This window comes from Actinotignum sanguinis (genome assembly GCF_003957255.1).
Lineage (GTDB): Bacteria > Actinomycetota > Actinomycetes > Actinomycetales > Actinomycetaceae > Actinotignum > Actinotignum sanguinis.
In genome coordinates this window covers 34,263-56,796 of sequence record NZ_QDIE01000012.1, presented here as the reverse complement: position 1 = coordinate 56,796, position 22,534 = coordinate 34,263, and the positions used below count along the sequence as shown (strand labels likewise).

Sequence of the window (22,534 nt, the reverse complement as noted above, 5' to 3'; positions counted from 1 at the left end):
CAAACACGATCCAACCAAGGAAGGAACCGGTTAGTACGCCTAGTGATAAGCCCGTCGAGATTGATACCCATATCGATACCGAACACCCCTGGGAAGACGGTCTAAACATCCGTAAAGGCCAGATCGGGGGCTAACGACACGCCGTCATTAGACCCACTTTTTGTCTATTAACCCCATATTGATATGTATCTTTGCCCGAATTGTCAAGGTTTACCCGGGCAATACCTAATAAATATGTGAGCACTTTCACTTACCGATTTTCTACGGTATCGCCGTACCAAAACAAAAAGGCCCGGACATCCGGGCCCTTCCGCACGCGGGGAACTACTTCTTGTTCCGACGCTGGTGGCGAGTTTTACGCAGCAGCTTACGATGCTTTTTCTTCGACATACGCTTGCGGCGCTTCTTAATAACGGAACCCACAGGCACCTCCAAAACTAGATCGCGGGGAATCGCCCCGATGGAACATCACAGTATCTTACCGGCCCGCGCCCGCCTATGCGTAGCGCGTGAATCAGAACACGGTTAAATTCACAACCGCTCCGGACCGCCGCCGTTTCGGATAACGACGCCGCACCGGCTGCGCGCCGAACTATTCCCCCACCACGCGCTGTTGCGGGGCGCTGTTTCCGGACAGGAGCGCTTCGACGGCGCTGGCGGGTACCCGGTAGGAACTTCCCACCCGCACGGCCGGCAGATCGCCGGCGTGAACCATGCGATAGACGGTCATCTTCGAGACACGCGTCAATTCAGCCACTTCCGCGACGGTGTAAAACTGCGGAGACGAAGGCATCTGCATCTGGTTCATCCCATCATCCTGGAGTAATTTTTTGCCACATCGGCAACAGCTACAGCAAGGATATCCCATATTCTCAGCGTTCACAGCTTTTTAACCATGATCTTGACGGCAGGGGAATATACTACGGAACAGGTACGCGGCGCTTTTCTTGGCCGCAGCCGGTAGCTCGAGGACCCGGAGGACGCCCATGGCAGCACACCCTGAGGTGGCATCCGCACGCCTGAGCTGGCGTGATCGCCTGGCGGCTGCGGGTGGGCGCGTGGATCGAGTGGCGCGGGATCGGCCAGCTCGTTTGGCTCTATTGATCTTCGCGCTCATTATTTTGCTTCTCACCGCCGCGCTGTCTTTGCCCTTGGCTACCACCACGGGAAAGAGCGCTCCTTTTATTGATGCACTCTTTACCGCGACGTCCTCCGTATGTGTGACCGGTTTGGTGACGGTTGATACCGCCACGTATTGGTCGGTTTGGGGACAGCTTTTCATTTCTTTCGGGCTCATTGTGGGTGGCTTGGGCGTCATGACACTCGCCTCAATTCTGGGGCGGGCGGTTTCGAGGCATGTGGGACTCACCCAACGCATGCTCACCGCGGAGGAAAATCAATCGAGCCTGGGCGAAGTGGGTACGCTGCTGCGCGCGGTGATTATTGTGGCCTCGACGGCGCAGGCCATCTTATTCCTGGCCCTCCTCCCCTTCTTCTTGCGTAATGGCGAGGCCCTCCTTCACGCTCTCTCGCATTCCTATTTCATGGCAGTCTCCATCTTTAATAACGGCGGCTTCGTGATCATGCCCGAGGGCGTGAGCCCGTATGTGGGCCAGTGGGCGCTGACCATCCCGATTATTTTGGGGACTGTTGCCGGGGCCATTGGTTTCCCGGTGGTCTTGGATATGTGGCGTCATCGCGCCCGCCCGCGTAAATGGTCGGTAACCACGAAGATCACGCTCGTGACGTATATCAGCCTGGCGGTGCTCGGCGCGGTTTTCCTGGCGGTCCTGGAATGGAATAACCCGAATACCCTGGGTAATCTGGCGGTAGCCGATAAAATCAACGCCGCGCTCACGCTGTCGGTGGATGCGCGTTCCACGGGCTTGACCACAATCGATGCGGGGGCAATGGGTGAAACGTCGTGGATTCTCCTGGACTCCCTCATGTTTATCGGTGGCGGTTCAGCTTCTGCGGCAGGCGGCATTAAGGTAACGACTTTCGCGGTGCTTTTGCTGGCCATTCGCGCCGAGGCGCGGGGTGATCGCGATACGGAAGCTTTCGGTAAGCGTATCCCTGCCGAGGTGTTGCGCCTGGCTATCGCAGCGACCTTCGCCGGCGGGATCATGGTGGTGACCGGTTCGGTGGCACTGCTTCAGCTGACGAATTTCACCTTCTCCGAGATTCTGGTTGAGGTGATTTCAGCTTTCGCTACCTGCGGTTTAAGCACCGGGATCACCGGGGCACTGCCAGCTAGCGCGAAGTTCGTGCTGGTGCTCCTCATGTTCTTTGGGCGCACGGGCACGATGACGCTCGCTGCTGCATTGGCGCTGCGTTCACGACGCCGCACTATCCGGCTGCCCGAAGAGCGGCCGATTATCGGCTAAGCGGGCAGATGGCTCATCCGGGAGTTACCTACGCGGGCTTCGACGCTTGGTGCCGGCTGAGCCGCCGTCGTTCCTAAAAATACTGCGCAAAGAGGAGAGAAACAAAAGCACCGCAACCACGACGGCCGGGGCAATAGCATTCGGGGTTGCCGGCGGGAAAATACGGTTGAGGAGAGTCACTGTAAGAAAAGCGACCCCGCCGCCAATCGCAGCCACCACGAGCGCCTTGATAACGCCTACCGCAAGCGCGCGCCAATCCTTCATACCATCCCCTACCTACCCGGGCCGCTAACCGGCGACTGCCTTTATCCTAAGCCGTCCACCCCGCCCCTCACGAGTGTTCCCGTGACAAACCTTCATCTTTTACATCGAGATATTTCACGTACCACGAGATACTGTTCCATAATGACCTACCTTTCTTCGATATCGGTTGAATATGTTTGCGCAGGGTTGCTGCATGAATCCATGGTCGCACGGGCTTACGACAAGAATTTTGACGCGGAGCGTTAGACTACGAGCCAGAGATATTGTGACCGGAGAAAGGGCGGCTATGCCGGATACGCGCGATGAACAAGCCATCCTCGTGGTGGGGCTAGGGCGTTTTTCGACCGCTATCGCCACCACGCTCGATGATTTGGGGCGTGACGTGCTCGTCGTCGAAAAGAATCCCGATACCGCGCAGCGCTGGAGCCACCGCCTGCGGGTGGTGGAAGGTGACGCCACCAGCATGGAGGTGCTCGACCAGGTGGGCGCCGGGGATTTCACCGTGGCCGTGGTGGGCGTGGGGACTTCGCTGGAGGCCTCCGTGCTGGTGACCGCGAACCTGGTTGACCTGGGGATTCCGCAGATTTGGGCGAAAGCGGTTTCGCGTGCGCACGGGCGGATTTTGCAACGCATCGGCGCGCACCACGTTATTTATCCGGAGTACGACGCCGGAACGCGCGTGGCACATATGGTCTCAGGCCGAATGCTCGACTATATCGAGATGGAGGACGGCTTCTCCATCGTGAAAATGCGGCCGCCGCGGGAAATTCGCGGCTTCACCATCGCAAAATCGCGTATTCGCGAGCGTTTCGGGGTGCGGATTATCGGGGTGAAAGCCCCGAACCAGCCCTTCGAGTACGCCACCGAGGACACCCTCATCGGAGCCGATGACACGATTATTGTGTCCGGCGATACCGAGTTGCTGGAGGAGTTCGCCAACAGGCAGGGCTGGATTCCGGCGGTGGGTTCAGTTCGGTAGCGATTTTTATGTCGGAGGCCCCCTCTAGGATGGAGGCATGGCAAAACAACCGGCAACCGTGTACGAATGCAGCGAGTGTGGGTGGTCCACCGGCAAATGGATGGGCCGCTGCGCGCGGTGCGGCTCGTGGGGCACGCTTGAGCAGCAGAGTCCGGCCGCGCCCTCAGCAGCTCCGGCCGCGTTAGCCCCTACCTCACCGGCGCAACCTATTACCTCCGTGCCGGCTACCGCCGCGCAAAAAATCCCTACCGGGGTATCTGAATTGGATCGGGTACTCGGGGGTGGTTTAGTTCCCGGGGCAGTGGTATTGCTCGCCGGGGAACCGGGAGTGGGGAAATCTACCTTGCTTTTGGATGTGGCGGCGAAGGCCGCGCGCGCTGCGGCGGGCGCGGGGCGGGCACCGGTTCTCTACATCTCCGGGGAGGAATCCGCATCCCAAGTACGCCTGCGCGGGGAACGCATCGGGGCGATGGATGAACATCTGCTTCTTGCCTCGGAAAGTGATATCGGGCGAGCTCTGGGGCATATTGAGAATGCCCGGCCTTCCCTGCTTATCGTGGACTCGGTGCAAACCTTGGCCGATGCGGAGGTAGCTGGAACGGCCGGTGGCCCGGCGCAGGTGCGGGCCGTCACCGCGGCGCTCGTGAGCGTAGCCAAAACGCACGGTCTACCGGTGGTGTTGGTCGGGCACGTCACGAAAGATGGCTCCATTGCCGGGCCTCGCGTTCTGGAACATCTGGTTGATGTGGTGTGCCAGTTTGAAGGGGATAAACACTCGCGGCTGCGCCTGGTGCGCGCGGTGAAGAACCGCTACGGCGCTACCGATGAAGTGGGGTGTTTTGAACTCACCGAAAACGGAATTGTGGGGCTTCCCGATCCGTCCGGATTGTTCCTCTCCGCCCGTGATCACACGGTGCCCGGCACCTGCGTATCCATGACTCTCGAAGGGCGGCGGCCCATGCCGGTGGAAGTACAGGGGCTGGTGGTACCTGCTTCCGGGCGGCCGCAGCGCACCAATTCCGGGGTGCTCTCCGCACGGGTGGCTATGATGGTCGCGGTACTCCAGTCACGCCTGGGCTTGAGTTTGGATCAGAAAGATATTTTTGTGTCCACGGTGGGTGGGGCGCAGGCCAGTGAACCGGCCGCGGATGCCGCTATTGCCTTGGCGCTGGCCTCGGCCTACGTGGATCTGCCACTCGCCCCCGGAGTGATCGCCATCGGGGAAGTTGCTCTAACCGGGGAGCTCCGCCCGGTTACCGGGCTCCCCCAACGCCTCAACGAAGCTGCCCGGCTCGGTTTCACCCTCGCGATTGTTCCCGAACGCACCGATAGCTCGAAACTACCCGAGGGGATTCGGGTGCAGCGCTGCGCGGATATACGCCAGGCCCTGGAATCGGTGCTCCCCACCGAATAGGAGGTAGCCACCGCACATAGGCAGTAGAGCAACCGGCAGGATCTGGCTAGCTAGCTAGTTTGCAGCTTCAGAATCACCCTCCGGGGCAGGTGCCTCGGCGCCTTCTCCGTTACCAGTTTCCGGAGCGGGTGCCGTTCCTTGAGGAGCACCTTCCGCGCCTTCCGCACCGTTCACAGCGGTATTCGCCTCCGCGCTGGGAGCCGGGCTGGCGTCCGTGCTCGCTTCAGAACCGGCCTCATCATTCGGACGAGCGGGTTGCGCCCCGCCCCCGGTCATCAGCTCAAAAACCGCGGTCGCGGGAGAAGCTGCGCCGTCGGCAAAAATAGCTTCCGCCTTGTACGTGCCCGGCGTAGATAGCGAACCCGAGCTACCGCACCCGGCGCCCTCGTTCCCACCCGGCCACGTCACCGTGGTCACGGCATCCATCCCACGATCCAGCAGCAAACGCCGGTGTTCCTCCCCGGCCCGGCAGGCCGCGGTATTCGCCACCTGATGCCCGCCGGAAGTAATCGACACATTAAGGTTGCCCCACCCGGCATCCACATAACACGGATTCGTGGTCGACTTATTCGTCAGCTCCACGGAGAAAGACACCGGCGCTCCCGCGCCGCGTTCATTATTCGTCACCCGCATCCGCAGCATATCCGGAGTGCAGGCCACCGGCTCATAAAAAGCCGTCGGAACCGCAGCCTGGGCTTCCGCATGTTCCTGAGAGCGCGAAGCCGCGAACCTAAACGTCACAACCGCACCAATAACCACCGCGAGCGCAGCGAAAATCCACAACCAATGCTTCGGCTCCAAACGGGCGAGAATCGTAGCCTTTTCCCGGACCTGCCTCTGCTGCCGCGGGCCGGCCGGCAACGCACGGCGCCGCCGGGTAGGGGCCGGGCGTTGCCGGCTAGTGCGCTGCCCGGCACGCGCCTGCCCAGCGCGTTCCCGGGGCGCGCGTTCCCGGGAAGTACGTTCCCGCGCACGACGCTCCCGAATTTCCCGCTCTTGACCCGCTCGTGCTTGGCCCGCCCGCTCCCGGTTGACGCGCTCCCGGTTTACGTGATCCCGGGGGTTTCGCCGCTGCCGGCTTGCACCCTGCTGAGCTGGCCTTTGTTGCCCTTCGCGCTTCTGATCACCGCGCGACTGCCCGGTGCGTGCTTCGCCAGCGCGCTGCCGAGCTGCCGGCATGCCCGCCCGATTGCTGCGCTGCCCGCGCTCCGATGCTGCCGAAGGGGCTGCGCGACGCTCCGAGCCGCGCTCTTTTCCGCGAACCGGGCGCTCGCGCTGATTCTCCCCGCGCTTCATGCGCGCGGCTCGCCCAGCCTGATCCTCCCGCTGCTCGCGGCCACGCCGCGGCGCAGCACCCGTAGGCCGCTTGTGCGCGCGGCGCTCTCCGCCCGTTTCTTTCACGGATCCACGGTACCAAAACGTGCATATTCCCCGCGTTTCCGGCACACTACAGATAATGCTCAAGAATCTTTTATCGTGGTACGACGGCGCAGCGCGGCCACTACCGTGGCGCGCGCCCGGCACCTCGCCGTGGGCGATTCTCGTATGCGAAGTGATGAGCCAACAAACCCCCGTCGCCCGGGTGGCACCCGCCTGGCGGGCCTGGCTGGAACGCTGGCCCACCCCGGCCGACCTCGCCGCGGCCGCGCCCGCCGATGTGCTCATTATGTGGGGGCGCCTCGGTTACCCACGCCGCGCCCTGCGCCTGCGCGAATGCGCCATCGCCCTGGTGGAACGGCACGGCGGCCAGGTCCCGCGCACCCGCGAGGACCTCCTTGCCCTCCCCGGCATCGGTCCCTATACGGCCGACGCCCTCCTCGCCTTCGCCTTTCAGCGACGCTCAGTTGTGCTCGATACGAATATCCGCCGGGTGCTCGCGCGGGTGTACGACGGCGTCGCTCTGCCGCCCGCCCATCAAACAGTCCGGGAACGCACCCGGGCCGATGCGCTTGTTCCCTCGGATGGTCCGGGCGCGGCACGCTGGAACGCGGCTCTGATGGAGCTGGGTGCCCTGGTGTGCACGGCACGCGAACCAGCTTGCGCAATATGCCCGCTGCGCGCGGAATGCCGCTGGCTAGCGGCTGGGAAACCACAGAATGCCGCCCCGCGCACCACCCAGAAATTCACCGGAACCCAGCGGGAAGCACGCGGAAAAATCATGGCGGTTTTGCGTGAACACCGTGGTGGATATACTCGCCCGGACTTGCTTCGGGCTAGCCACCTGAGTGAAAAGCGATTCGTTCCCGCCCTTGCCTCGCTCATCGAGGACGGCCTCGCCCAGGAAGTTGCTGGCCGCTACCACCTACCGATTGCTGCGGGTGCGAGCGCCGGAGCAGTCCAGAACGTCAGCTAGAAACGCTGCGGTATGAGCGATGATGCGCTCAGCTTCGGGCAGTAACCGCACCCGCTGGAGAAAAGCATGCATCACCCCGGGCACAACCTCCACGTGCGTGCGCACGGCGCGTGCCTCGAGATGCGCGGCGAGAGCCCGGGTATCGGCCACGAGCGGATCACACTCCCCGACCGCGAGGAAAACGGGAGGGCAACCGCGCAGCTCGGTGCGTAGCAGCGCGATATCCGGGGCCGCGGCCCGCTCGGTGGGAGAAGAAAAGTAGAGGGAATCATAGTAGGCGCGGTCAGCGGGACTCATACCATCGGCGCCGCCTGTGCCATCGGCGTCACTCGCGCTATCGGGCGCCACGGCAGTGGCGGGCAAACCGTATTCACCGTAGTACAAAACGAGCGCGACTATCCGCTTAGCAGCCAGCCTCCGGGCTGCGCGCTGGCACACATCCGCACCGGCCCCATCCTCGCCAGCCCGCCGCGCTAGCCGCCACCAGGTTCCCAGGCTCAAGGTTGCCCCGCACGAATCCCCCGCCAGCACGATGGGATACCCGGGGTATCGCCGGGCCAGCTCCACAACCGCATCCTCACATTCCTCAGATATGCGCGGATAGCGCGCGCGGGGCGCCAGCGTGTAGTCCACGCTGACCACCACGCATCCGGTAGCCGCAGCAAGTTCGCGGGTGAGGCGGTCATGGGTGGCCGGACTGCCCACACAGTAACTCCCGCCGTGCAGATACACGATGATAGGCCGGGTGGCACCCGCCGGGAGCTGCGTCGTCGTACCTGATCCCGCGGGTGAAAGTGACCGGCATCCGGGCCGATAAAAGCGCACCGGGATCGCGCCGTGCCGGGTAGAAAGCTGCTCCGCGTGCCAGGCCACTTCCGGGCCGCCTTCATTCCACCAGCGGTGCTCGGCTTCGTAGCGTGCCTGCATCGCGGCGGGTTCTCCGTGCCCGCAATGCGGCAGAGCCAGCCGCGCATCTTGCGCCAGGGCCGCGCGCATCGCGGCGGATAATCTCACGTCCGGGCTAGCCATAAGGTCATCATAAAGGCAGCTCCCGCCCCGGTACGATAAAGGAATGCCTTGTAGCCCCGCGCTGCTCGCCGTGCCGAGCCCGCTTTCCGCCCTCTTCCCCACTTCCACGCTCCTCACCGGCGCTACCTTCACGCCCGCGCCCGATGCGGTCGGCGGCCAACTGTGGCTTTCCGCCCTTCTGGCGGCGCTTCCGCTCCTGGTGTTCTTCGTGCTCCTGGGAGTATTTTCCGTCGCCACCCACTGGTGCTCCCTTATTTCCCTCGGTCTGGCCCTGGTCATCGCCGTGACCGGTTTCGGGATGCCAGCTGAGCTAGCGGGGCTCTCCGCACTCCAAGGAGCGGCATTCGGACTCTTCCCCATTTGCTACATCGTCATCATGGCGGTGTGGCTGTATAACCTCACCGAAAGTTCAGGGCGCAGCAAAGACGTCCAGGCCGTTTTCGCAGCGCTGGGCCGCGGTGATATGCGAGTGCAAACTATCCTCATCGGCTTCATTTTCTGCGGCCTCATTGAAGGGCTGGCCGGTTTTGGCGCGCCGGTAGCCATCAGCTGCGCCATGCTACTTGCCATCGGCTTGCCCCCGGTCAAGGCCGCGCTGGCCACCATGGTAGGCAACGGCATTAACGTGGCCCTGGGCGCGATGGGTATCCCCCTCACCACCGTGGCCCGCATGGGCGGGGTGGCCGATCCCATGGACGTAGCCGCGGTGGCCGGGCGCATTATCCCCGTGGTAGCCGTGGGCGTTCCCCTCCTCCTCGTCTTTATCGTGGATGGCAAACGCGGGGTAAAAGACACCTGGCCGGTGGCCCTCACCGCCGGAATCGGCATGGTGGCCGGGCACGTGATCGCCTCGAATTTCATTTCTCACGAACTTATCGCGGTAATCGCCTCCCTCCTCTCCTTCGCGCTCACGGCAGTGCTGCTCACGCGCTGGCACCCGGCCCACACCCCGGCCGAATTCGCCAGTGCCCCCGCCCGCGAGAAGATTTCCGCGAGCCGGGTATTTTTGGGATTGCTTCCCTACCTGCTGGTTGTGGTGGTCCTCGCGGTCACGAAGTTGTGGCGGGTCACCGTGCCCGGCCCGACCGGCCCGCGCCGCATCGAATTCCTGGCCCAAACCGATATCAGCTTCGGTTGGCCCGGCCTGCACGGGCACCTGGTGGACCAGGCCGGTAACGCTCTGAGCACCACCACCTTTACGTTCAACTGGCTCTCCTCCCCGGGGACGATGCTTTTCCTCACCGGAGTGGTGGTCACTGCCGTGTACGCACGCTGCTCCTCCGGCGGGCGTTACCCCTATTCTTTCCGCACCGGCTTGGCTACCCTGGGCGCCACCGTGGCGAACCTGGCCGTCACCGTGGGAACGATTGCCACCATTATGGCCCTCGCCTACGTCATGAATTTCTCCGGTCAGACCCAGGCCATCGGCGCTTTCATGGCCCTGGCCGGCACCGCTTTCGCGGCGCTCTCCGCGTTCCTGGGCTGGATCGGCACCGCGGTGACCGGCTCGGCCACCTCCTCGGCCGCGCTCTTCGGGAACCTGCAAGCCACCGCCGCGGCCGGGGCCGGCATCGACCCGCATCTCCTCCTGGCCGCAAACCAACTCGGGGGCGGGCTCGGGAAAATCGTGAGCCCGCAAAACCTCGCGATTGCGGCTACCGCGGTGCGCGCCCCGGGTAGCGAACCCGAGCTTCTGCGCCGCGGCGCTGCGTATTCCCTCGGGTTACTCGCCCTCCTCACACTCGTCGTTGTGCTGGCGGCGAGCGGGGTGCTCGGCTTCATTACCGCGTAGCGGGCGCGCTACTGTGTGCGGCTAACTAGACCCGGCGCACTACCCGTGTGCGGCTAGCCAGCCTCGGCGCGCTCGCCTACGCTGGAGACCATGGCTTTTGAACAAATTACCGACGTGGTCGCTTTCCACGCCGAAGGCCCGGTGTGGTCGAGTTCCTGGGGCGGGCTGCGTTTCGTGGATATGCTCGCCGGCGATCTGCTTACCCTGCGTAGCGATGGCGGGGTGGATCGCCTGGCCACCGGCTCGAAAATCGCAGCATTTGTGCGCCCGCGCACCGGCGGAGGTTACGTCGTCGCCACCGAACGCGGCCTGGCCTTAGCCGATACCGCCACGGCCGCCCCGCGCGAAGCCACCACCCTGTGGAACAGCCCGGCTTACCGCATGAACGAAGGCACCGCGGACCCGTGGGGCTACCTCTACGCCGGCTCCATGCCGTATACGCGCGATGCCACCACCCGCGGTACCGCGCGTCTCTACCGCATCTCCCCTGCCCTCGAGGTCAGCGTGGTGCTGGATTCGGTCACCACCTCGAACGGCATCGGCTTTTCGCCAGACCGCACCCGCGCCTACTACATCGACACCTCCACGCGCGCCATTTCTGTTTTTGAGGTCGACGACGCAGGCAACCTCCACCACCGCAGCGACTTCCACCGCGTGGAAGGCGCGAGCCCGGACGGGCTGACCGTGGATAGCGAAGGAAATGTGTGGGTAGCCCTCAACCGGGCTGGAATCATCCGGGTACTTGATCCGAGCGGACAGACCGTGCAGGAATACCAACTCCCGGTCACCGGGACCACCGCGGTAACCCTGGGCGGGAAGGACGGCAAGGATGTTTTCGTGACCGTCTCGCGCGAAAATGATGATTCGCGGGGCGCGGGAGCACTGTGGTGGATGGACGGACCGGTAGCCGGCCAGCCTACCTTGCCTTTTGCTGGCTAACGCCGCCGGTACCCGAAAGCGCCGCGCCCGCCTCCACGCCGAGCCGGGCCTGGCGCGCCCGTTGCAAAGCGCGTAGCGCCTCCCAGGCGCTCTCCTGCCCGAGCAAAACCGCGTCAATCAGCTGATGTTGAGACTGAGCCACTGCGGGATCTTCAACCGCGGGATGGCTGGTATGAGCGCGCCCGGTAGCGGTGCCGCGCACCCCGGTATTCGTAGAAGCGGCATCAGCGCAGCTAGCCGCATACAAAATAGTGTGGAACGTGAGCGGGCGGTGGAGTATTTCCAGGCGTTTGGAACCGGACACTTCTACCAGGGTGTGCAGCACCCGACTGGGTTGCTCCCCGCGGGCCGCGCGCAGCGGGCGCAGATCCGGGTGGCCGGCCATAATCCGCGCCAGGGCCAGGGATTCACTGATATCCAAGAGCGCCACAATCTCCGGAATTTCGGAGCTGCGCACGGTCACGACCCGCGGGTGTTTCCGCGCTTCGCGCTCCACTAATCCATCCGCGATAAGCGATTCCACCGCGATGCGGGCGGTGGAACGCGCCACCGAATACTCCTCCGCAATCGCGGCTTCGGCCAGGCGCTCCCCCGGCGCTATATTTCCGGAAAGGATGCGTTCGCGCAGGTGGTCAGCCAGATCATCGGCAAGCCGGCGAGCCATAAGCGCTCCTTTCCATCGCGCGGGATAACAAGCGGGGCGAGTACCCGCTCTCGCCTTATCCTAGGTAAACTGACTGTCAGTTTCCAATGTGATTTTACGCCATCGCGTGCGCCGGCTGGCGGCGGGTGGGCAAGGTTGCCCGCGCGAATGCTCAGTTTCCACGCGCCCACGCGCCGCATACACCAAAAGGAGGGATTATGGCCGCCACGCGGTTCCCGCCGGGCCCCACCCCGGCCCCGGATTACTACCGCTGGCGCGCCCACGTTTTCCTCGTCGTGTATATCGGCTATGTGTTTGCCTACACCACCCGCAATAACCTCAAAGTGGTCTCCGCCCGTTTCGTCACGGAGGAGGGATGGTCGCTCTACCAGGTCGGCTTTGTGCTCAGCGCTTTCACCCTCGCGTACGGGACCGGGAAAATCATTTTCGGGATGGTGGCGGACCGTGTCTCGCTGCGCCGCCTTTTCGGCGGGGCGCTCATCATATCGGGAATTCTATGCGTCCTCACCGGGATTCCCAGCTCCGCCCGCACTCTCGCGGCCCTCACCTTCGCGAACGGGCTGGTGCAATCGGCTCTTGCCCCGGCCGCCCTGGTGCTCTTGGGTGCCTGGTATCCCAATTCTTCCCGCGGTGCACGGGTGGCGATCTGGAATACCTCCCAGAACCTCGGGGCCGCCTTGCTCCCGCTGCTAGCCGGGGCACTCACCGGCTGGCACCTGGCCCGTTTCCATATTTTCCTCATTCCCGGGCTGTTCACCATTGCGGTGGGAATATGGGCGTACCGCACCGGTGCCGACCGCCCCTGGCGCCAGGGCCTCCCCACTCTCACCATGCTGTTCGGTTCGGCCGGTACCCCGCAGTTGAGCACCCGCGCGGATGGCTACTGGCCTACGGTGGTGCGGGCCGTCCTCACCAACCGCTGGATCCTCACCCTGGTCGGCATTAATACCCTGCTGTATTGCATCCGCTTCGGCGTTATTAACTGGGTGGTTATTTTCGCCGCCGAGCACGCCACCGACCACGACGGAGAAATCGCCTTGGCGGGCGCCGAATTGGCTGCCATCCCGGCTTCTTTCGCCTTCGGTGCCTACGCGGCCCGCCACCCCAACCGGGCCTCCTCCGCCGCCATGAAAGCGATGCTTGCCCTCGCCGTGGTACTCGTCGCTTGGCCCCACCTGGCTTTTAGCAGTTCTTCGGTGGCCGGAGCGCTACTGCTGGGCGCCCTCATTTACGGACCGCAGGTGAGTATTAATATGCTTACCCTGTCGCTCGTTCCCGATAATGTGGCGGGCGCGGCCACCGGGGTGGTGGGGGCGGCCGGCTACCTGGCCGGCGAAACCCTCGCGAATTTCCTTATCCCCCACCTGGTGACCAGCTACGGCTGGACGGTCGCCTACACGAGCCTCGCTCTTACCGCCCTCATCTGCGCGGCCGGCTACGCGAGTTTGCGGGGTCCGGAAATGCGCAGCCTGCGTTTTTAAGAACGACGGCGCAGCTAGCTGGCTTCCAGCACACCCGCGCGGGGCCCGAATCCTCGGGCCCCGCGCCGGCGTCGTCGTAATAAATGACGCTGCCGCAACTATTATGCCTGCACCACAGCCTGTTCGCGCCGCGAGAGCGAGAGGTACATAACCCCGGCCGCCACCGCGATCCCGGCGAGCAACGTGAAGGACGCCGCCCAGGAGAAGCGCTCAGCGAGGATCGGCATAATAAGGTTGGCGCCCATCTCACCAACGATGTAACCGAAGAGCCCCACGAAACCGACCGCCACCCCGGCCGCCTTGAGCGGCACGAAGTTGAGGGTGAGGATATTGACAATCAGCTGCGGGCCGTAAATGAGTGCCCCCATAAGCCCGGAAACAATGAGGAGCACCACGTAATTGTCATTGCCCATGTAGACCCAGATAAGGCCAGCCAGGCACAGCAGCCCGAGGAAGCCCACCACGGACTGGCGGTTGGGGAGCTTGACGGAAATCCAAGCGAAGAGGAAGGATCCGGGAATGGCGATCCATTCCAGCACCGAGAAGGCAGTGGAGTACTGGGCTTCCGTGAATCCCATTTCGGTGCCGAGGAAGGCCGGCATCCAGTTGAGCACCCCGAACCGCAGGAAGTAGAGCGCGGCGTTGATAAAAGCCACGGTGAGGACCAGCGGGGAGGTGAAAACGAAACGCACGAGGATATGCCAGTAGCTTTCGTCGGGAGTTTCGTCGGTATTCGGTTCGCCGGCCTTGCCGTAGATCTGGCGCAGGGTGGGCATTCCTTCGGCTTCGGGGCGGTCCCCGCCGTACTTCCAGAAGAAGATGGACAAACCGAAGACCACCAGGCCCGGGCCCCAGAAGGCAATCGCCCCGCCGCTGGGCCCACCCAGGGCCAGCAGCCAGGTAATCATGAGGGGCAGCAGCGCCCCGCCCAGGTTTTGCGAGGTATTCCAGATCGCGATACCGGAACCGCGGGTTTTATTCGGGTACCAGTTCGCGATCATCGCCATGGATGAGGGTGCCAGCGCCCCCTGCGCGCAGCCGAGCAGGAACATGAGCACCGCGAGCAGGTAGAAGTTCGTGGTGAAGCCAATGGCGATGCACAGGATCGCGGAAAGCCCCAAGCAGCCGGCAAAAATGCGGCGCAGGGAGACGCGGTCGGACAGCATCCCCATAAAGAATTTCCCGAAGCCGTAGGTGATGGTGAACATGGTGAGAACCAGGCCGATTTGCGGCAGGCTCCAGTCGTTCTCCAGGCGCAGGGCTTCGGAGCGGAGTTTGAAATTATTGCGGACCAGGTACGCGCATACGTAGCCGAGGTAGGCCACGAAGAACACCATGCCGCGCCGCTTGAGGTACTGCGCGAAAGTGTCCGGGTGCGCGGCAGCGAACTGTGCGCTGGTGTCCTCAGATTCGGCGGCGGGCCTGCCCTGCCGCGTTTCCTCATGTGATGACATCACTACTCCTCCTTGAGCTGAACTGTATGTCAGTTTAAGGAGTGTAGCGCACTATTGCCGCCGGGTGGTAGTGCCCGACGGGTTCTTGTCGGTTGTGCTGCGCGGCGCGGCCCCGCGGCACAGGCGCTATCGCGGGCCGCACAGCCGAGCCGCGCGGCCCGCTGAAGCTTCGCGGAAGTTTTTATGCCTCCCGGTTAATAAACTCCCCTCCCTCGCGCAGCGCCCGCACATTGGCGAGGATCAGCTCCTCGGCACCCACGGGCCGCCCGCCGGCCGTATGCGGGGTAATAATCGTGGCCAGGTCCCACAGCGGCGAATCCGCGGGCAGCGGCTCGGTGGCCGTAACATCCAAGCCAGCGCCCGCAATTTTTCCTTCGCGCAGCGCGGCAGCCAAGTCATCTTCCTTGACCGTTTTCCCGCGCCCCACATTAACGACGACGGCGCGCTCAGGCAGAGCCGCGAAAACACTCGCATCCACAACATTGGCGGTGGCCTCGGTGGCGGGAAGGATGAGAATGAGGACATCGGTATCGGCCAGCACCTCATCGCGCTGGGCGAGGTTAGCGCCGTCGTACACCTCAATATCACCCTCGGTGCGCCGGGACGTGGCCAGGCCGCGCACCCGCGCCCCGAAAACTTTGAGCATCCCGGCGAGGTGGCGCCCGATATGCCCGTAGCCCCAAATGGTCACCTGAGCGCCAAGCAGGCTGGTCAGGCGCCCGCCGGGGCGCAGCTCGGTGAAGAAGATCCGGTCGCGTGACCAGCGGTGCCTATCCTGTTCTTCGGTGGCGATGCGCAAGTCCCGCACCAGGTAGAGCGCGAGCGCGATGGCGTGTTCGGATACGGTGGCATCATGCAAACCGTTCGCGGTGGCGAGGATAACTCCCGCGGGAGGGTTGGTGGCGTGCAGGCTTTCCGCGCCGGCCATCATGCCCTGAATGAGTTTGAGGTGCGGGAGCTGGGCCACGTGCTCGGCCGCATGGGGGTCCAACCAGACCACGAGGGCCTCAGCATCGCGGTGTTCTTCCGGGATGGGTGCGCTCACGTCAAAAGTCACCCAGGTGACGCCTTCTTCGGGCGGGAGGGAAAGGTCAAAGCTATTGGGGAGAAGTACCTTCATAGCTGTAGCCTAGTCCGCCGCGCTCCTAGCTAGAAGCGAATAGCGTCAATGGGTTTGATGCGCAGCGCCATGGTGGCCGGGATGATTCCGCACAGCGCTCCCACCCCGGCGGATATCGCCAGGCCAATAAAGGCGGCCAGCACCGGGTATCCCACGCTATCCACCGAGAAGGGCAGATCGAGCCACCGGGCGAGGGGCGCGGTTCGGATGGTGACAATCGAGGCAATCACCCCGATGAAACCGGCCGCCGTCGTCGCCACCACGGATTCCAAGAACACCGAGGTGAAGATACGGCGCGCGGAGGCGCCCATCGCGCGGCGGATCCCCATTTCCCGCACCCGCTGCTTCATCGTGACGATGGAGACGGTAAGCAGGCCGAGGGCGCCCACCAGAATCACGATCCCGCCGATGGCCGCGATAATCGCGGTGACCTGACGTTCGGTGGATTCCTGGCCGCGCATCTGGCTTTCGATGAACTGGCCTTCTACCTGGTAGTTTTTGCCGAGGCGACCCTGGAGCACGGAAACAAGGACCTTCTGGGCCTCCCCTTCTTCCCCGCGGGGCACCAGCACCGAAACGGTGGCGGAATCCATGGGTGATAGTTGGGTCATCGCGGCGGCGGCCATGCTCTCATACGGCACGTGCAGGCGCGGGCTATCCCAGCGCGAGCGGTCCGCAACCACCCCGACCACCGTCATGCGTACCCCGGTGGGTCCGGAAAGCGCAAGCTGCGGGTAGCTGGCCAGCGAAGGCTCTCCCATTTCTTTGTAGAGCATTTCGTTGACCACGGTGGGGTTCATGAGGCGCTCACCGTCCGCTTCGGTCAGCCAGCGCCCGCGGGTGAGCTGCACGTCGAAAAGCGGGCCGTAAGCAGGATCCACCGCGAGCATTTCGTAATTCTGCTCCATCATCCCGTACCCGGGGGTGCCGCTGGCTTCCGCTCCGGCCATGCTCTCCGATTCCCAACCGTCCAGATCCTGCATATCGGCGCCACCGGCCCCCGCCACCACCGGCGGGAAGGCGAGGGACACATAGGAGATACGCGAGCGCGTCCAATAATTCGCCCCGGCACTCTCCATGTACTCGGCCACGGTGGTGCCGAAAACATCCTCGCTGGCCTGGGCGCCGGCCAGGGTGCCCAGCTGCGCCCCGGTGGGCGCCGCCGCGGGATTGGCGTACGGATTGGCATAGGGGTCGGCATAAGGTTTCGCGTACGGATCGGAGGGGTCCTCCCCGCCGGTGCGGTACACCCCGATATTGACGGTGCCGGGTTTGCCATCCCACTGGGCGAGCTGGTGTTCCCCGGCGGCGCTAATAAGCTGGCCCAGGGCGAGAACGGTTGCCATTGCCCACACCGCGGCCGCCACTCCAACGAGGGAGAGAATAACCCGCCCGCGATCCACTCGAATTTCTTCCCAGGCTTCGAGAACGGCCCCGAAAATGCGTGTCATTTTTCCTCCGGCCAGACGAGCCCATCGTGGATGGTGAAACGGCGATCCGCACGGGCGGCCACTTTCGGATCGTGGGTGATCATAATGAAAGTGGCGTTATTTTCCCGCGCCATACTTTCCATGAGATCCATAACCCGCCCCGCGGTATCCACGTCGAGGGCGCCGGTAGGTTCATCCGCGAGAAGAACCTGGGGGCGGCGCACGAGCGCCCGGGCGAGGGCCACCCGTTGCTGTTCCCCACCCGAGAGCTGGGAGGGCATCGCATCCAGGCGATCCCCTAATCCCACCCGGTCTAGCATCTGGGCGGCGAGACTGCGGCGTCGAAAAATAGTGGCGGTATCCGAATACAGCAGCGGCACTTCCACGTTTTGCACGGCGGTGCGGCCGCGGAAAAGATTGAACTGCTGGAAAACGAAACCGAAGAGGGAGCCGCGCAGGTGAGCGCGCGCCGATTCACTCAGCTCTGCCACATCGCGGCCCTCGAAACGATAGGAGCCGGTATCGGGCAGGTCGAGCATCCCGATGATATTGAGGAGGGTGGATTTCCCCGTTCCGGATTGGCCCATAATCGCCACGTATTCCCCGCGCTCAACGCGCAGATCCACCCCGCGCAAAATTGGCAGGGGGCGGCCGTTCGGGAGAGTGACGGTGCGGGTCACCTGCTCAAGCTCTAACATCACATCCCCATCATCGGGTCGGGCGTGGGCTGCGCGGCCGGCACGTACTGGAGGATTTCTTCGCCTTCTTCGAGCCCGCCGGTGATCTGGATCTGGCGCCCGTCCGTCACCCCGAGCTGCACGGTGCGCTTCGTGGGTTTTCCGCCGTCCGCCGCGGGCAGGTAGACCACTCCCTCGCGGAAACGCCCCTCCACCGCGCTGACCGGCACGGTGAGCACCCCGGTGGTATTACTCCCCGGAATGGTGAGTTTCGCGGCCGAACCATCATACACCTGCTGTTCGGCGGGAATATCGCAGATGAGGGCCGGCTGCACGGTACCGCTGGCGCTATCCAGGCCGCGCGCCTCGGCTTCTTTACCGCTCAGGCCCGCTCCCGCACCCGTTTTCTCCGTAACCGTGCGCAGATTCGTGCAGTCGAAAGGCGCCGGGCCATTCGTGACCGCGAGCTGCCCGGCCGGCGGCAGCGAGGCCAGCGAGTAAAGCTGTTCAGGTTTCACGCTCACCCGAGCGTGGTACGTGGCCGGGGTGATGGAGCCGATGCTTTCCCCGATAGCTACCGGCTGCCCCACGAGCACATCCACCGCCACGGTACCGCTCACCGGGGCGAGCACATTCACGTAACTCACTTCGATATAGGGCTCACCGGGCACTTCCACTTCGGTGCCGTCCTCAAAAGTTTCCACGGTGGCGGCGGTGGTTTTTTCTTCTTCGTGGCGGATACGTAGCAACCGGTCGCCTTCATTGACGACGGCGCCCGCTTTGACATCGACCACATCTACGGTGCCGGTGGCGGTGGCCCGCACGGGGGTGGCCGGATTCCGCATGACGGTGGCATCAAGCGTGAGGGAATTATCGATATCCCCCGGCATGGCCACCACCGTCGGGATGGTGAAATCCCCCTGGGCCACGAGTTCCGCGGAGCTGCGTTGGTTGGGGAAAAATGCGAATTTCACACGAGGGCTGCCGCGATGACAAGACCGAGCAGGAGTTTGATGACCTGGAAAATGGTGTCAGTTTTCTTCATGGGCGGGCACCTTTGCACACGGGAAACAGGGTTCGGCAGGCCGGGCGTGGCACCGAACTACTTGGAAGATTACCGTGCACAAGCCGGAAAATCAATAGGAAAATTCATCATGTTTCTTTTAGTGGGCAATCTACTGTTGGCCAGATACACTACCGCGCCGCGGGGCTGGGCCTCCGCGGCGCGGGCGTCGTCGTACCGAAAAATTATTTTCGGGCCGGATTGTTTACCTGGCGGGCCGGGTTCTTTTCCGCGGCGGGCCGGGTTACTTCCCGGGTTTAATGAAGGGGAAGGTAATCGTTTCGCGGATCCCCAGGCCGGTCATGGCGGTGAGGAGGCGATCAATGCCCATCCCCATGCCGCCGGTGGGCGGGAAGCCCTGTTCCATGGCGGCGAGGAAGTCCTCATCGAGCTGCATGGCTTCCGGGTCGCCGTTAGCAGCTTCGATGGATTGCTGGGTGAGGCGTTCGCGCTGGATAACCGGGTCGGCCAGCTCGGAATAGGCGGTGCCCAGTTCCATGCCCCGCACATACAGGTCCCATTTTTCGGTCAGGCCCTTCTTGGTGCGGTGCGGGCGGGTGAGCGGGGAGGTGTCCTCGGGGAAGTCGTACACGAAGGTGGGTGCGTAGAGCTGGTCCCCGCACAATTCTTCGAAGAGTTCTTCCACGATTTTGCCGTTCACCCAGAAGGGCGCGATCGCGATATCGCGGGCTTCCGCGAGAGCTTCGAGGCGTTCGCGCGGGGTGTCCACGGTGATTTCTTCACCCACGGCCGCGGAGACAGATTCGTAAAGATCGAGTTTCTGCCATTCGCCACCCAGGTCATATTCGGTGCCGTCATTCAGGGTGACGGTGGTGGTGCCCAGGGTGTCCAGGCACGCCTGCTGGACGAGATTCCGGGTGAGCTCGGCCATCGTATCGTAGGTGGCGTAGGCCTGGTAGGCCTCGAGCGCGGTAAATTCCGGGGAGTGGGTGGAGTCCGCACCTTCGTTGCGGAAGTTCCGCCCAATTTCGAAGACGCGATCCACGCCGCCTACCACCGCGCGCTTGAGGTAAAGCTCGGTAGCAATGCGCAGGTAGAGGTCCTCATCATAGGCATTAATATGCGTCTGGAAGGGCCGGGCCGCGGCACCGCCGTGGATGGGCTGCAGGATCGGAGTTTCGATTTCCACGTAGCTGCGGCGGTCAAAATTGGCGCGCAGCGACTTCATAACCCCGGCGCGCAGCCGCACCATATCACGGGCGGCCGGGCGGGTGATGAGGTCGAGGTGGCGCATCCGCACCCGCGATTCTTCGTTGAGGGCAACGTCTTCGCCGGCTTCGTTCTGGTAGATCTTGGGGAGGGGGCGCAGGGCCTTGGAGGCCATCTGCCATTCGTGGGCGAACACGGAGAGTTCGCCGCGCTTAGAGGCCCCCACGTGCCCGGATACGAAAATGAAATCGCCCAGGTCAACATCTTGTTTGTAGGCGGCCAGGCGTTCTTCACCCACGTGCGCGAGGGAGAGAATCACCTGGAGGCGGTTCCCGCGCCCGTCTTGCAGGGTGGCAAAAGCAATTTTGCCGCCGGTGCGGGAAAGCATGACACGCCCGGCGATGCCCACCGAGGTCTCGGTTAGTTCTTCGCCGGCTTCAATATCACTGTATTGTTCCCGGATGTCCGGGATGGTGGCGGTGATAGGAAGTTCGGCCGGGTAGGCTTCGGTTCCTTCCGCGAGCAGGCGGGCGCGCTTCTCCAGCCGGATACGCATCTGTTCCGGGGTTTCACTATCAAGAAATTCACTCACATGGTCATGGTAGACGACGCCGCGCCGCCCGGTCACGTGACGCGGCCCGTATCACCCGATAGACAGGCGGAATATCAGGATAGTTTCCGGTAGCTGCCAGGGCTTCCACAGCGGCAATATCGTCCGGGGCGGGGTCGTCTTCTCCATGTGTGGCGACGACGCCGCCAGCTGGCGGGGCGATGAGTTCGACACCGGCGTCGGCCATGGCGAGCGCCTGTTCTTGGAGCCCGCGGGCGAAGCTGGGTTCGAGGCCGGCGGCTTCGAGCATGCGCTGGACTTGACCGGCCAGGAGTGCGGTGTGCCGGGAGGCGTGGGTGAGGGCCGCGGCGTAGAGTCCACGGTTTTCTTCGGCGAGCACGCTGGGTTCTCCCCCGAGTTCACTCACGAGGGCCATGCCGATGGGCAGGAGGGGCGCGGAGGTGGTGACTGCCCAGGTGGCGCCGATGAGTTGGCGCATATCGAGGGAGGTCCCGGTGAAGGTCAGGGCCGGGTGGAGGGCGAGGGTGAGGGCGCCGGCAGCGGCCGCGTCCCGGAGTACGCCCGTGCCGAAACGCGCGCTGGTGTGGATGACGAGCTGGCCGGGGCGCCACCATCCCTGCCCGGCGGCGTGTTCCACGACGCCGGGCAGGGCGGCGTCGGGCAGCGCGAGGAGGATAAGATCCGCGCGGGCCAGTAAGTATTCAGTTTCGCGCGCGGGTACTGCGGGAAGGAGGGCGTCGAGGCGTTCACGGCTGGTGCTGCTGCGGGCCACCGCACCGATGACGGTGTGGCCGGCGGCCCGCAAGGCAGCGCCGAGGACGCTTCCGACTTTTCCGGCCGAGATGATCCCTACGGTCATCCGGCCGGGTGTCACTTGCGGCCCCGCAACCGATCATCGATAGCGGAGAGCGCGGCGGTGATGGCCGGGGCTGGGACTCCGAGGCGGGCGGCTTCTTCGAGGACCGCGGTGCCCAGGGAGTGAATTTCGGTGCGGTTGCCGTCCCGCAGGTCACGCGAAAGCGAGGAGTGCGCATCGGGAGCGAGGCGACGCAGCCACGCGTGAATTTCCGCGGGGCGGGTGGGTACTTTCTCCATGGTGGCGATGCGGGCCAGTTCGGTGCACATCGCTTCGGTAAGTTCCGGGGCGCGTTCCATGGCGCGGCCGATGGGCAGCCCGGTGGCGCCGGTCAGCAGGGCCATGGCGCATTGGTTGCGGAGTTTGCGCCACAGCACTTGGTTTTCGGTACCGCGGAAGAATACGTCAATTCCGCCGTTGAGGAGCACCCGTGCAATTTCGCCGTCCATGGCGGTGTCGGGCATTTCTACTTTGAGGAATTGGGAGGTGTGTTCAATAACTCCGGGCGCGGTCCGTTCGCTAATCGTATAGACGGAGCCGGACCAGGATTCCCCTTCGGTGAGGGTGTGGATGGCACGGGCGTGATCGAAACCATTGAAGAGCGCCCCCACTTCTTTGGGGCGGGCTGAACGAATGGATTTTTCGATACTGGGGAGGGTGTATGCCTTGGTGCAGAGCAGGATTTCGCTACCGCGGGCCGGGCTGGTTAGCGCCGGCACCTGCGCGGTGAAATTACCGAACCGCTTGGATTTAATGACAATTCCGTTGCGGTTAATAGCATCGGCGGTGCGCTCGGTAGCAACAACCGCGACTTTTTGACCGTTGTGCGCGAGAACCCCCGCGATGAGCCCACCAATACCACCCGGGCCGTAGATATTAAGCATAGGAATA

At 63.7% G+C, this 22,534-nt stretch carries 21 protein-coding genes; 7 read left to right on the top strand and 14 right to left on the bottom strand.

Annotated features, from left to right (window positions below; genetic code table 11):
• Nucleotides 1-324: 324 nt before the first annotated feature.
• Both DDD64_RS04515 and DDD64_RS04510 read right to left on the bottom strand, forming a co-directional pair.
• A complete protein-coding gene (locus DDD64_RS04515) occupies nt 325-423 on the bottom strand; it encodes a 30S ribosomal protein bS22 (protein WP_005504750.1) in 99 nt (32 codons plus the stop codon).
• 169 nt (nt 424-592) lie between these two features.
• Nucleotides 593-799 (bottom strand): helix-turn-helix domain-containing protein, encoded by a 207-nt coding sequence (locus DDD64_RS04510; protein ID WP_039898405.1) that lies wholly within the window; start codon nt 797-799, stop codon nt 593-595.
• Nucleotides 800-986: 187 nt separating this feature from the next.
• Here DDD64_RS04510 and DDD64_RS04505 point away from each other — a divergent pair, with 187 nt between their 5' ends.
• Complete coding sequence (locus tag DDD64_RS04505) at nt 987-2,387, top strand: TrkH family potassium uptake protein (protein ID WP_126135219.1); 1,401 nt, start codon at nt 987-989, stop codon at nt 2,385-2,387.
• Nucleotides 2,388-2,411: 24 nt separating this feature from the next.
• On the opposite strand, the gene DDD64_RS04500 is transcribed toward DDD64_RS04505, so the two are convergent.
• Nucleotides 2,412-2,651 (bottom strand): hypothetical protein, encoded by a 240-nt coding sequence (locus tag DDD64_RS04500; protein ID WP_126135218.1) that lies wholly within the window; start codon nt 2,649-2,651, stop codon nt 2,412-2,414.
• 286 nt (nt 2,652-2,937) lie between these two features.
• Here DDD64_RS04500 and DDD64_RS04495 point away from each other — a divergent pair, with 286 nt between their 5' ends.
• Both DDD64_RS04495 and radA read left to right on the top strand, forming a co-directional pair.
• Nucleotides 2,938-3,630: a potassium channel family protein gene (locus tag DDD64_RS04495; RefSeq protein ID WP_126135217.1), complete on the top strand. Its 693-nt coding sequence runs from the start codon at nt 2,938-2,940 to the stop codon at nt 3,628-3,630.
• 37 nt (nt 3,631-3,667) lie between these two features.
• Nucleotides 3,668-5,044 carry a DNA repair protein RadA gene (gene radA / locus DDD64_RS04490; protein ID WP_016441788.1) on the top strand — a complete coding sequence of 459 codons (1,377 nt, stop codon included), beginning with the start codon at nt 3,668-3,670 and terminating at the stop codon, nt 5,042-5,044.
• Between the two features lie 54 nt (nt 5,045-5,098).
• Here radA and DDD64_RS08745 read toward each other — a convergent pair whose 3' ends face one another.
• On the bottom strand, nt 5,099-6,445 hold the full coding sequence (locus DDD64_RS08745; protein WP_164545912.1) for a hypothetical protein: 1,347 nt from the start codon (nt 6,443-6,445) through the stop codon (nt 5,099-5,101).
• 55 nt (nt 6,446-6,500) lie between these two features.
• On the opposite strand from DDD64_RS08745, the gene DDD64_RS04480 reads away from it, so the two are divergent.
• A complete protein-coding gene (locus DDD64_RS04480) occupies nt 6,501-7,397 on the top strand; it encodes an HhH-GPD family protein (protein WP_126135215.1) in 897 nt (298 codons plus the stop codon).
• On the opposite strand, the gene DDD64_RS04475 is transcribed toward DDD64_RS04480, so the two are convergent.
• Nucleotides 7,347-8,426, bottom strand: coding sequence for an alpha/beta hydrolase fold domain-containing protein (locus tag DDD64_RS04475; RefSeq protein WP_126135214.1), 1,080 nt, complete (start codon nt 8,424-8,426; stop codon nt 7,347-7,349). The two genes, DDD64_RS04480 and DDD64_RS04475, sit on opposite strands and share 51 nt — an antisense overlap.
• 43 nt (nt 8,427-8,469) lie before the next feature.
• Between DDD64_RS04475 and DDD64_RS04470 the strand changes: the two genes are divergently transcribed.
• Nucleotides 8,470-10,218, top strand: coding sequence for an L-lactate permease (locus DDD64_RS04470; protein ID WP_206435381.1), 1,749 nt, complete (start codon nt 8,470-8,472; stop codon nt 10,216-10,218).
• Nucleotides 10,219-10,308: 90 nt separating this feature from the next.
• Nucleotides 10,309-11,157, top strand: coding sequence for an SMP-30/gluconolactonase/LRE family protein (locus tag DDD64_RS04465; RefSeq protein ID WP_126135213.1), 849 nt, complete (start codon nt 10,309-10,311; stop codon nt 11,155-11,157).
• Here the strand turns inward: DDD64_RS04465 and DDD64_RS04460 are convergent.
• Nucleotides 11,135-11,821, bottom strand: a complete 687-nt coding sequence (locus tag DDD64_RS04460) for a GntR family transcriptional regulator (RefSeq protein ID WP_126135212.1) — start codon at nt 11,819-11,821, stop codon at nt 11,135-11,137. The genes DDD64_RS04465 and DDD64_RS04460 overlap by 23 nt on opposite strands.
• A gap of 197 nt (nt 11,822-12,018) precedes the next feature.
• On the opposite strand from DDD64_RS04460, the gene DDD64_RS04455 reads away from it, so the two are divergent.
• Nucleotides 12,019-13,302, top strand: coding sequence for an MFS transporter (locus DDD64_RS04455; protein ID WP_126135211.1), 1,284 nt, complete (start codon nt 12,019-12,021; stop codon nt 13,300-13,302).
• 101 nt (nt 13,303-13,403) lie between these two features.
• Here the strand turns inward: DDD64_RS04455 and DDD64_RS04450 are convergent, their stop codons facing one another.
• From DDD64_RS04450 to DDD64_RS04415, 8 genes are all read right to left on the bottom strand, one after another.
• A complete protein-coding gene (locus tag DDD64_RS04450; RefSeq protein WP_016441796.1) occupies nt 13,404-14,756 on the bottom strand; it encodes an MFS transporter in 1,353 nt (450 codons plus the stop codon).
• A 181-nt stretch (nt 14,757-14,937) separates the two neighbouring features.
• On the bottom strand, nt 14,938-15,876 hold the full coding sequence (locus DDD64_RS04445) for an NAD(P)-dependent oxidoreductase (protein WP_126135210.1): 939 nt from the start codon (nt 15,874-15,876) through the stop codon (nt 14,938-14,940).
• 29 nt (nt 15,877-15,905) lie between these two features.
• A complete protein-coding gene (locus DDD64_RS04440; RefSeq protein WP_126135209.1) occupies nt 15,906-17,327 on the bottom strand; it encodes an ABC transporter permease in 1,422 nt (473 codons plus the stop codon).
• Nucleotides 17,324-18,004 carry an ABC transporter ATP-binding protein gene (locus DDD64_RS04435; protein WP_126135223.1) on the bottom strand — a complete coding sequence of 227 codons (681 nt, stop codon included), beginning with the start codon at nt 18,002-18,004 and terminating at the stop codon, nt 17,324-17,326. Before DDD64_RS04435 ends, DDD64_RS04440 begins: the two co-directional genes overlap by 4 nt.
• Entirely contained in the window at nt 18,004-18,957 is a 954-nt protein-coding gene (locus DDD64_RS04430; protein WP_126135208.1) for an efflux RND transporter periplasmic adaptor subunit, read from the bottom strand. Before DDD64_RS04430 ends, DDD64_RS04435 begins: the two co-directional genes overlap by 1 nt.
• Before the next feature lie 333 nt (nt 18,958-19,290).
• Nucleotides 19,291-20,772: a lysine--tRNA ligase gene (lysS, locus tag DDD64_RS04425; protein ID WP_126135222.1), complete on the bottom strand. Its 1,482-nt coding sequence runs from the start codon at nt 20,770-20,772 to the stop codon at nt 19,291-19,293.
• A gap of 40 nt (nt 20,773-20,812) precedes the next feature.
• A complete protein-coding gene (locus DDD64_RS04420; protein WP_126135207.1) occupies nt 20,813-21,646 on the bottom strand; it encodes a Rossmann-like and DUF2520 domain-containing protein in 834 nt (277 codons plus the stop codon).
• An 11-nt stretch (nt 21,647-21,657) separates the two neighbouring features.
• The gene (locus tag DDD64_RS04415; protein WP_016441804.1) at nt 21,658-22,527 is read right to left on the bottom strand and encodes a ketopantoate reductase family protein; all 870 of its coding nucleotides are present in this window, start codon (nt 22,525-22,527) and stop codon (nt 21,658-21,660) included.
• Nucleotides 22,528-22,534 lie beyond the last annotated feature (7 nt).

Excerpts from the sequence above, each read along its gene's own strand:
- DDD64_RS04510 (WP_039898405.1), bottom strand. The coding sequence starts at position 799 with ATGCAGATGCCTTCGTCTCCGCAGTTTTACACCGTCGCGGAAGTGGCT.
- DDD64_RS04505 (WP_126135219.1), top strand. The coding sequence starts at position 987 with ATGGCAGCACACCCTGAGGTGGCATCCGCACGCCTGAGCTGGCGTGAT.
- DDD64_RS04500 (WP_126135218.1), bottom strand. The coding sequence starts at position 2,651 with ATGAAGGATTGGCGCGCGCTTGCGGTAGGCGTTATCAAGGCGCTCGTG.
- DDD64_RS04495 (WP_126135217.1), top strand. The coding sequence starts at position 2,938 with ATGCCGGATACGCGCGATGAACAAGCCATCCTCGTGGTGGGGCTAGGG.
- radA (WP_016441788.1), top strand. The coding sequence starts at position 3,668 with ATGGCAAAACAACCGGCAACCGTGTACGAATGCAGCGAGTGTGGGTGG.
- DDD64_RS04480 (WP_126135215.1), top strand. The coding sequence starts at position 6,501 with ATGCTCAAGAATCTTTTATCGTGGTACGACGGCGCAGCGCGGCCACTA.
- DDD64_RS04475 (WP_126135214.1), bottom strand. The coding sequence starts at position 8,426 with ATGGCTAGCCCGGACGTGAGATTATCCGCCGCGATGCGCGCGGCCCTG.
- DDD64_RS04470 (WP_206435381.1), top strand. The coding sequence starts at position 8,470 with ATGCCTTGTAGCCCCGCGCTGCTCGCCGTGCCGAGCCCGCTTTCCGCC.
- DDD64_RS04465 (WP_126135213.1), top strand. The coding sequence starts at position 10,309 with ATGGCTTTTGAACAAATTACCGACGTGGTCGCTTTCCACGCCGAAGGC.
- DDD64_RS04460 (WP_126135212.1), bottom strand. The coding sequence starts at position 11,821 with ATGGCTCGCCGGCTTGCCGATGATCTGGCTGACCACCTGCGCGAACGC.
- DDD64_RS04455 (WP_126135211.1), top strand. The coding sequence starts at position 12,019 with ATGGCCGCCACGCGGTTCCCGCCGGGCCCCACCCCGGCCCCGGATTAC.
- DDD64_RS04450 (WP_016441796.1), bottom strand. The coding sequence starts at position 14,756 with ATGTCATCACATGAGGAAACGCGGCAGGGCAGGCCCGCCGCCGAATCT.
- DDD64_RS04445 (WP_126135210.1), bottom strand. The coding sequence starts at position 15,876 with ATGAAGGTACTTCTCCCCAATAGCTTTGACCTTTCCCTCCCGCCCGAA.
- DDD64_RS04440 (WP_126135209.1), bottom strand. The coding sequence starts at position 17,327 with ATGACACGCATTTTCGGGGCCGTTCTCGAAGCCTGGGAAGAAATTCGA.
- DDD64_RS04435 (WP_126135223.1), bottom strand. The coding sequence starts at position 18,004 with ATGTTAGAGCTTGAGCAGGTGACCCGCACCGTCACTCTCCCGAACGGC.
- lysS (WP_126135222.1), bottom strand. The coding sequence starts at position 20,772 with ATGCGTATCCGGCTGGAGAAGCGCGCCCGCCTGCTCGCGGAAGGAACC.
- DDD64_RS04420 (WP_126135207.1), bottom strand. The coding sequence starts at position 21,646 with ATGACCGTAGGGATCATCTCGGCCGGAAAAGTCGGAAGCGTCCTCGGC.
- DDD64_RS04415 (WP_016441804.1), bottom strand. The coding sequence starts at position 22,527 with ATGCTTAATATCTACGGCCCGGGTGGTATTGGTGGGCTCATCGCGGGG.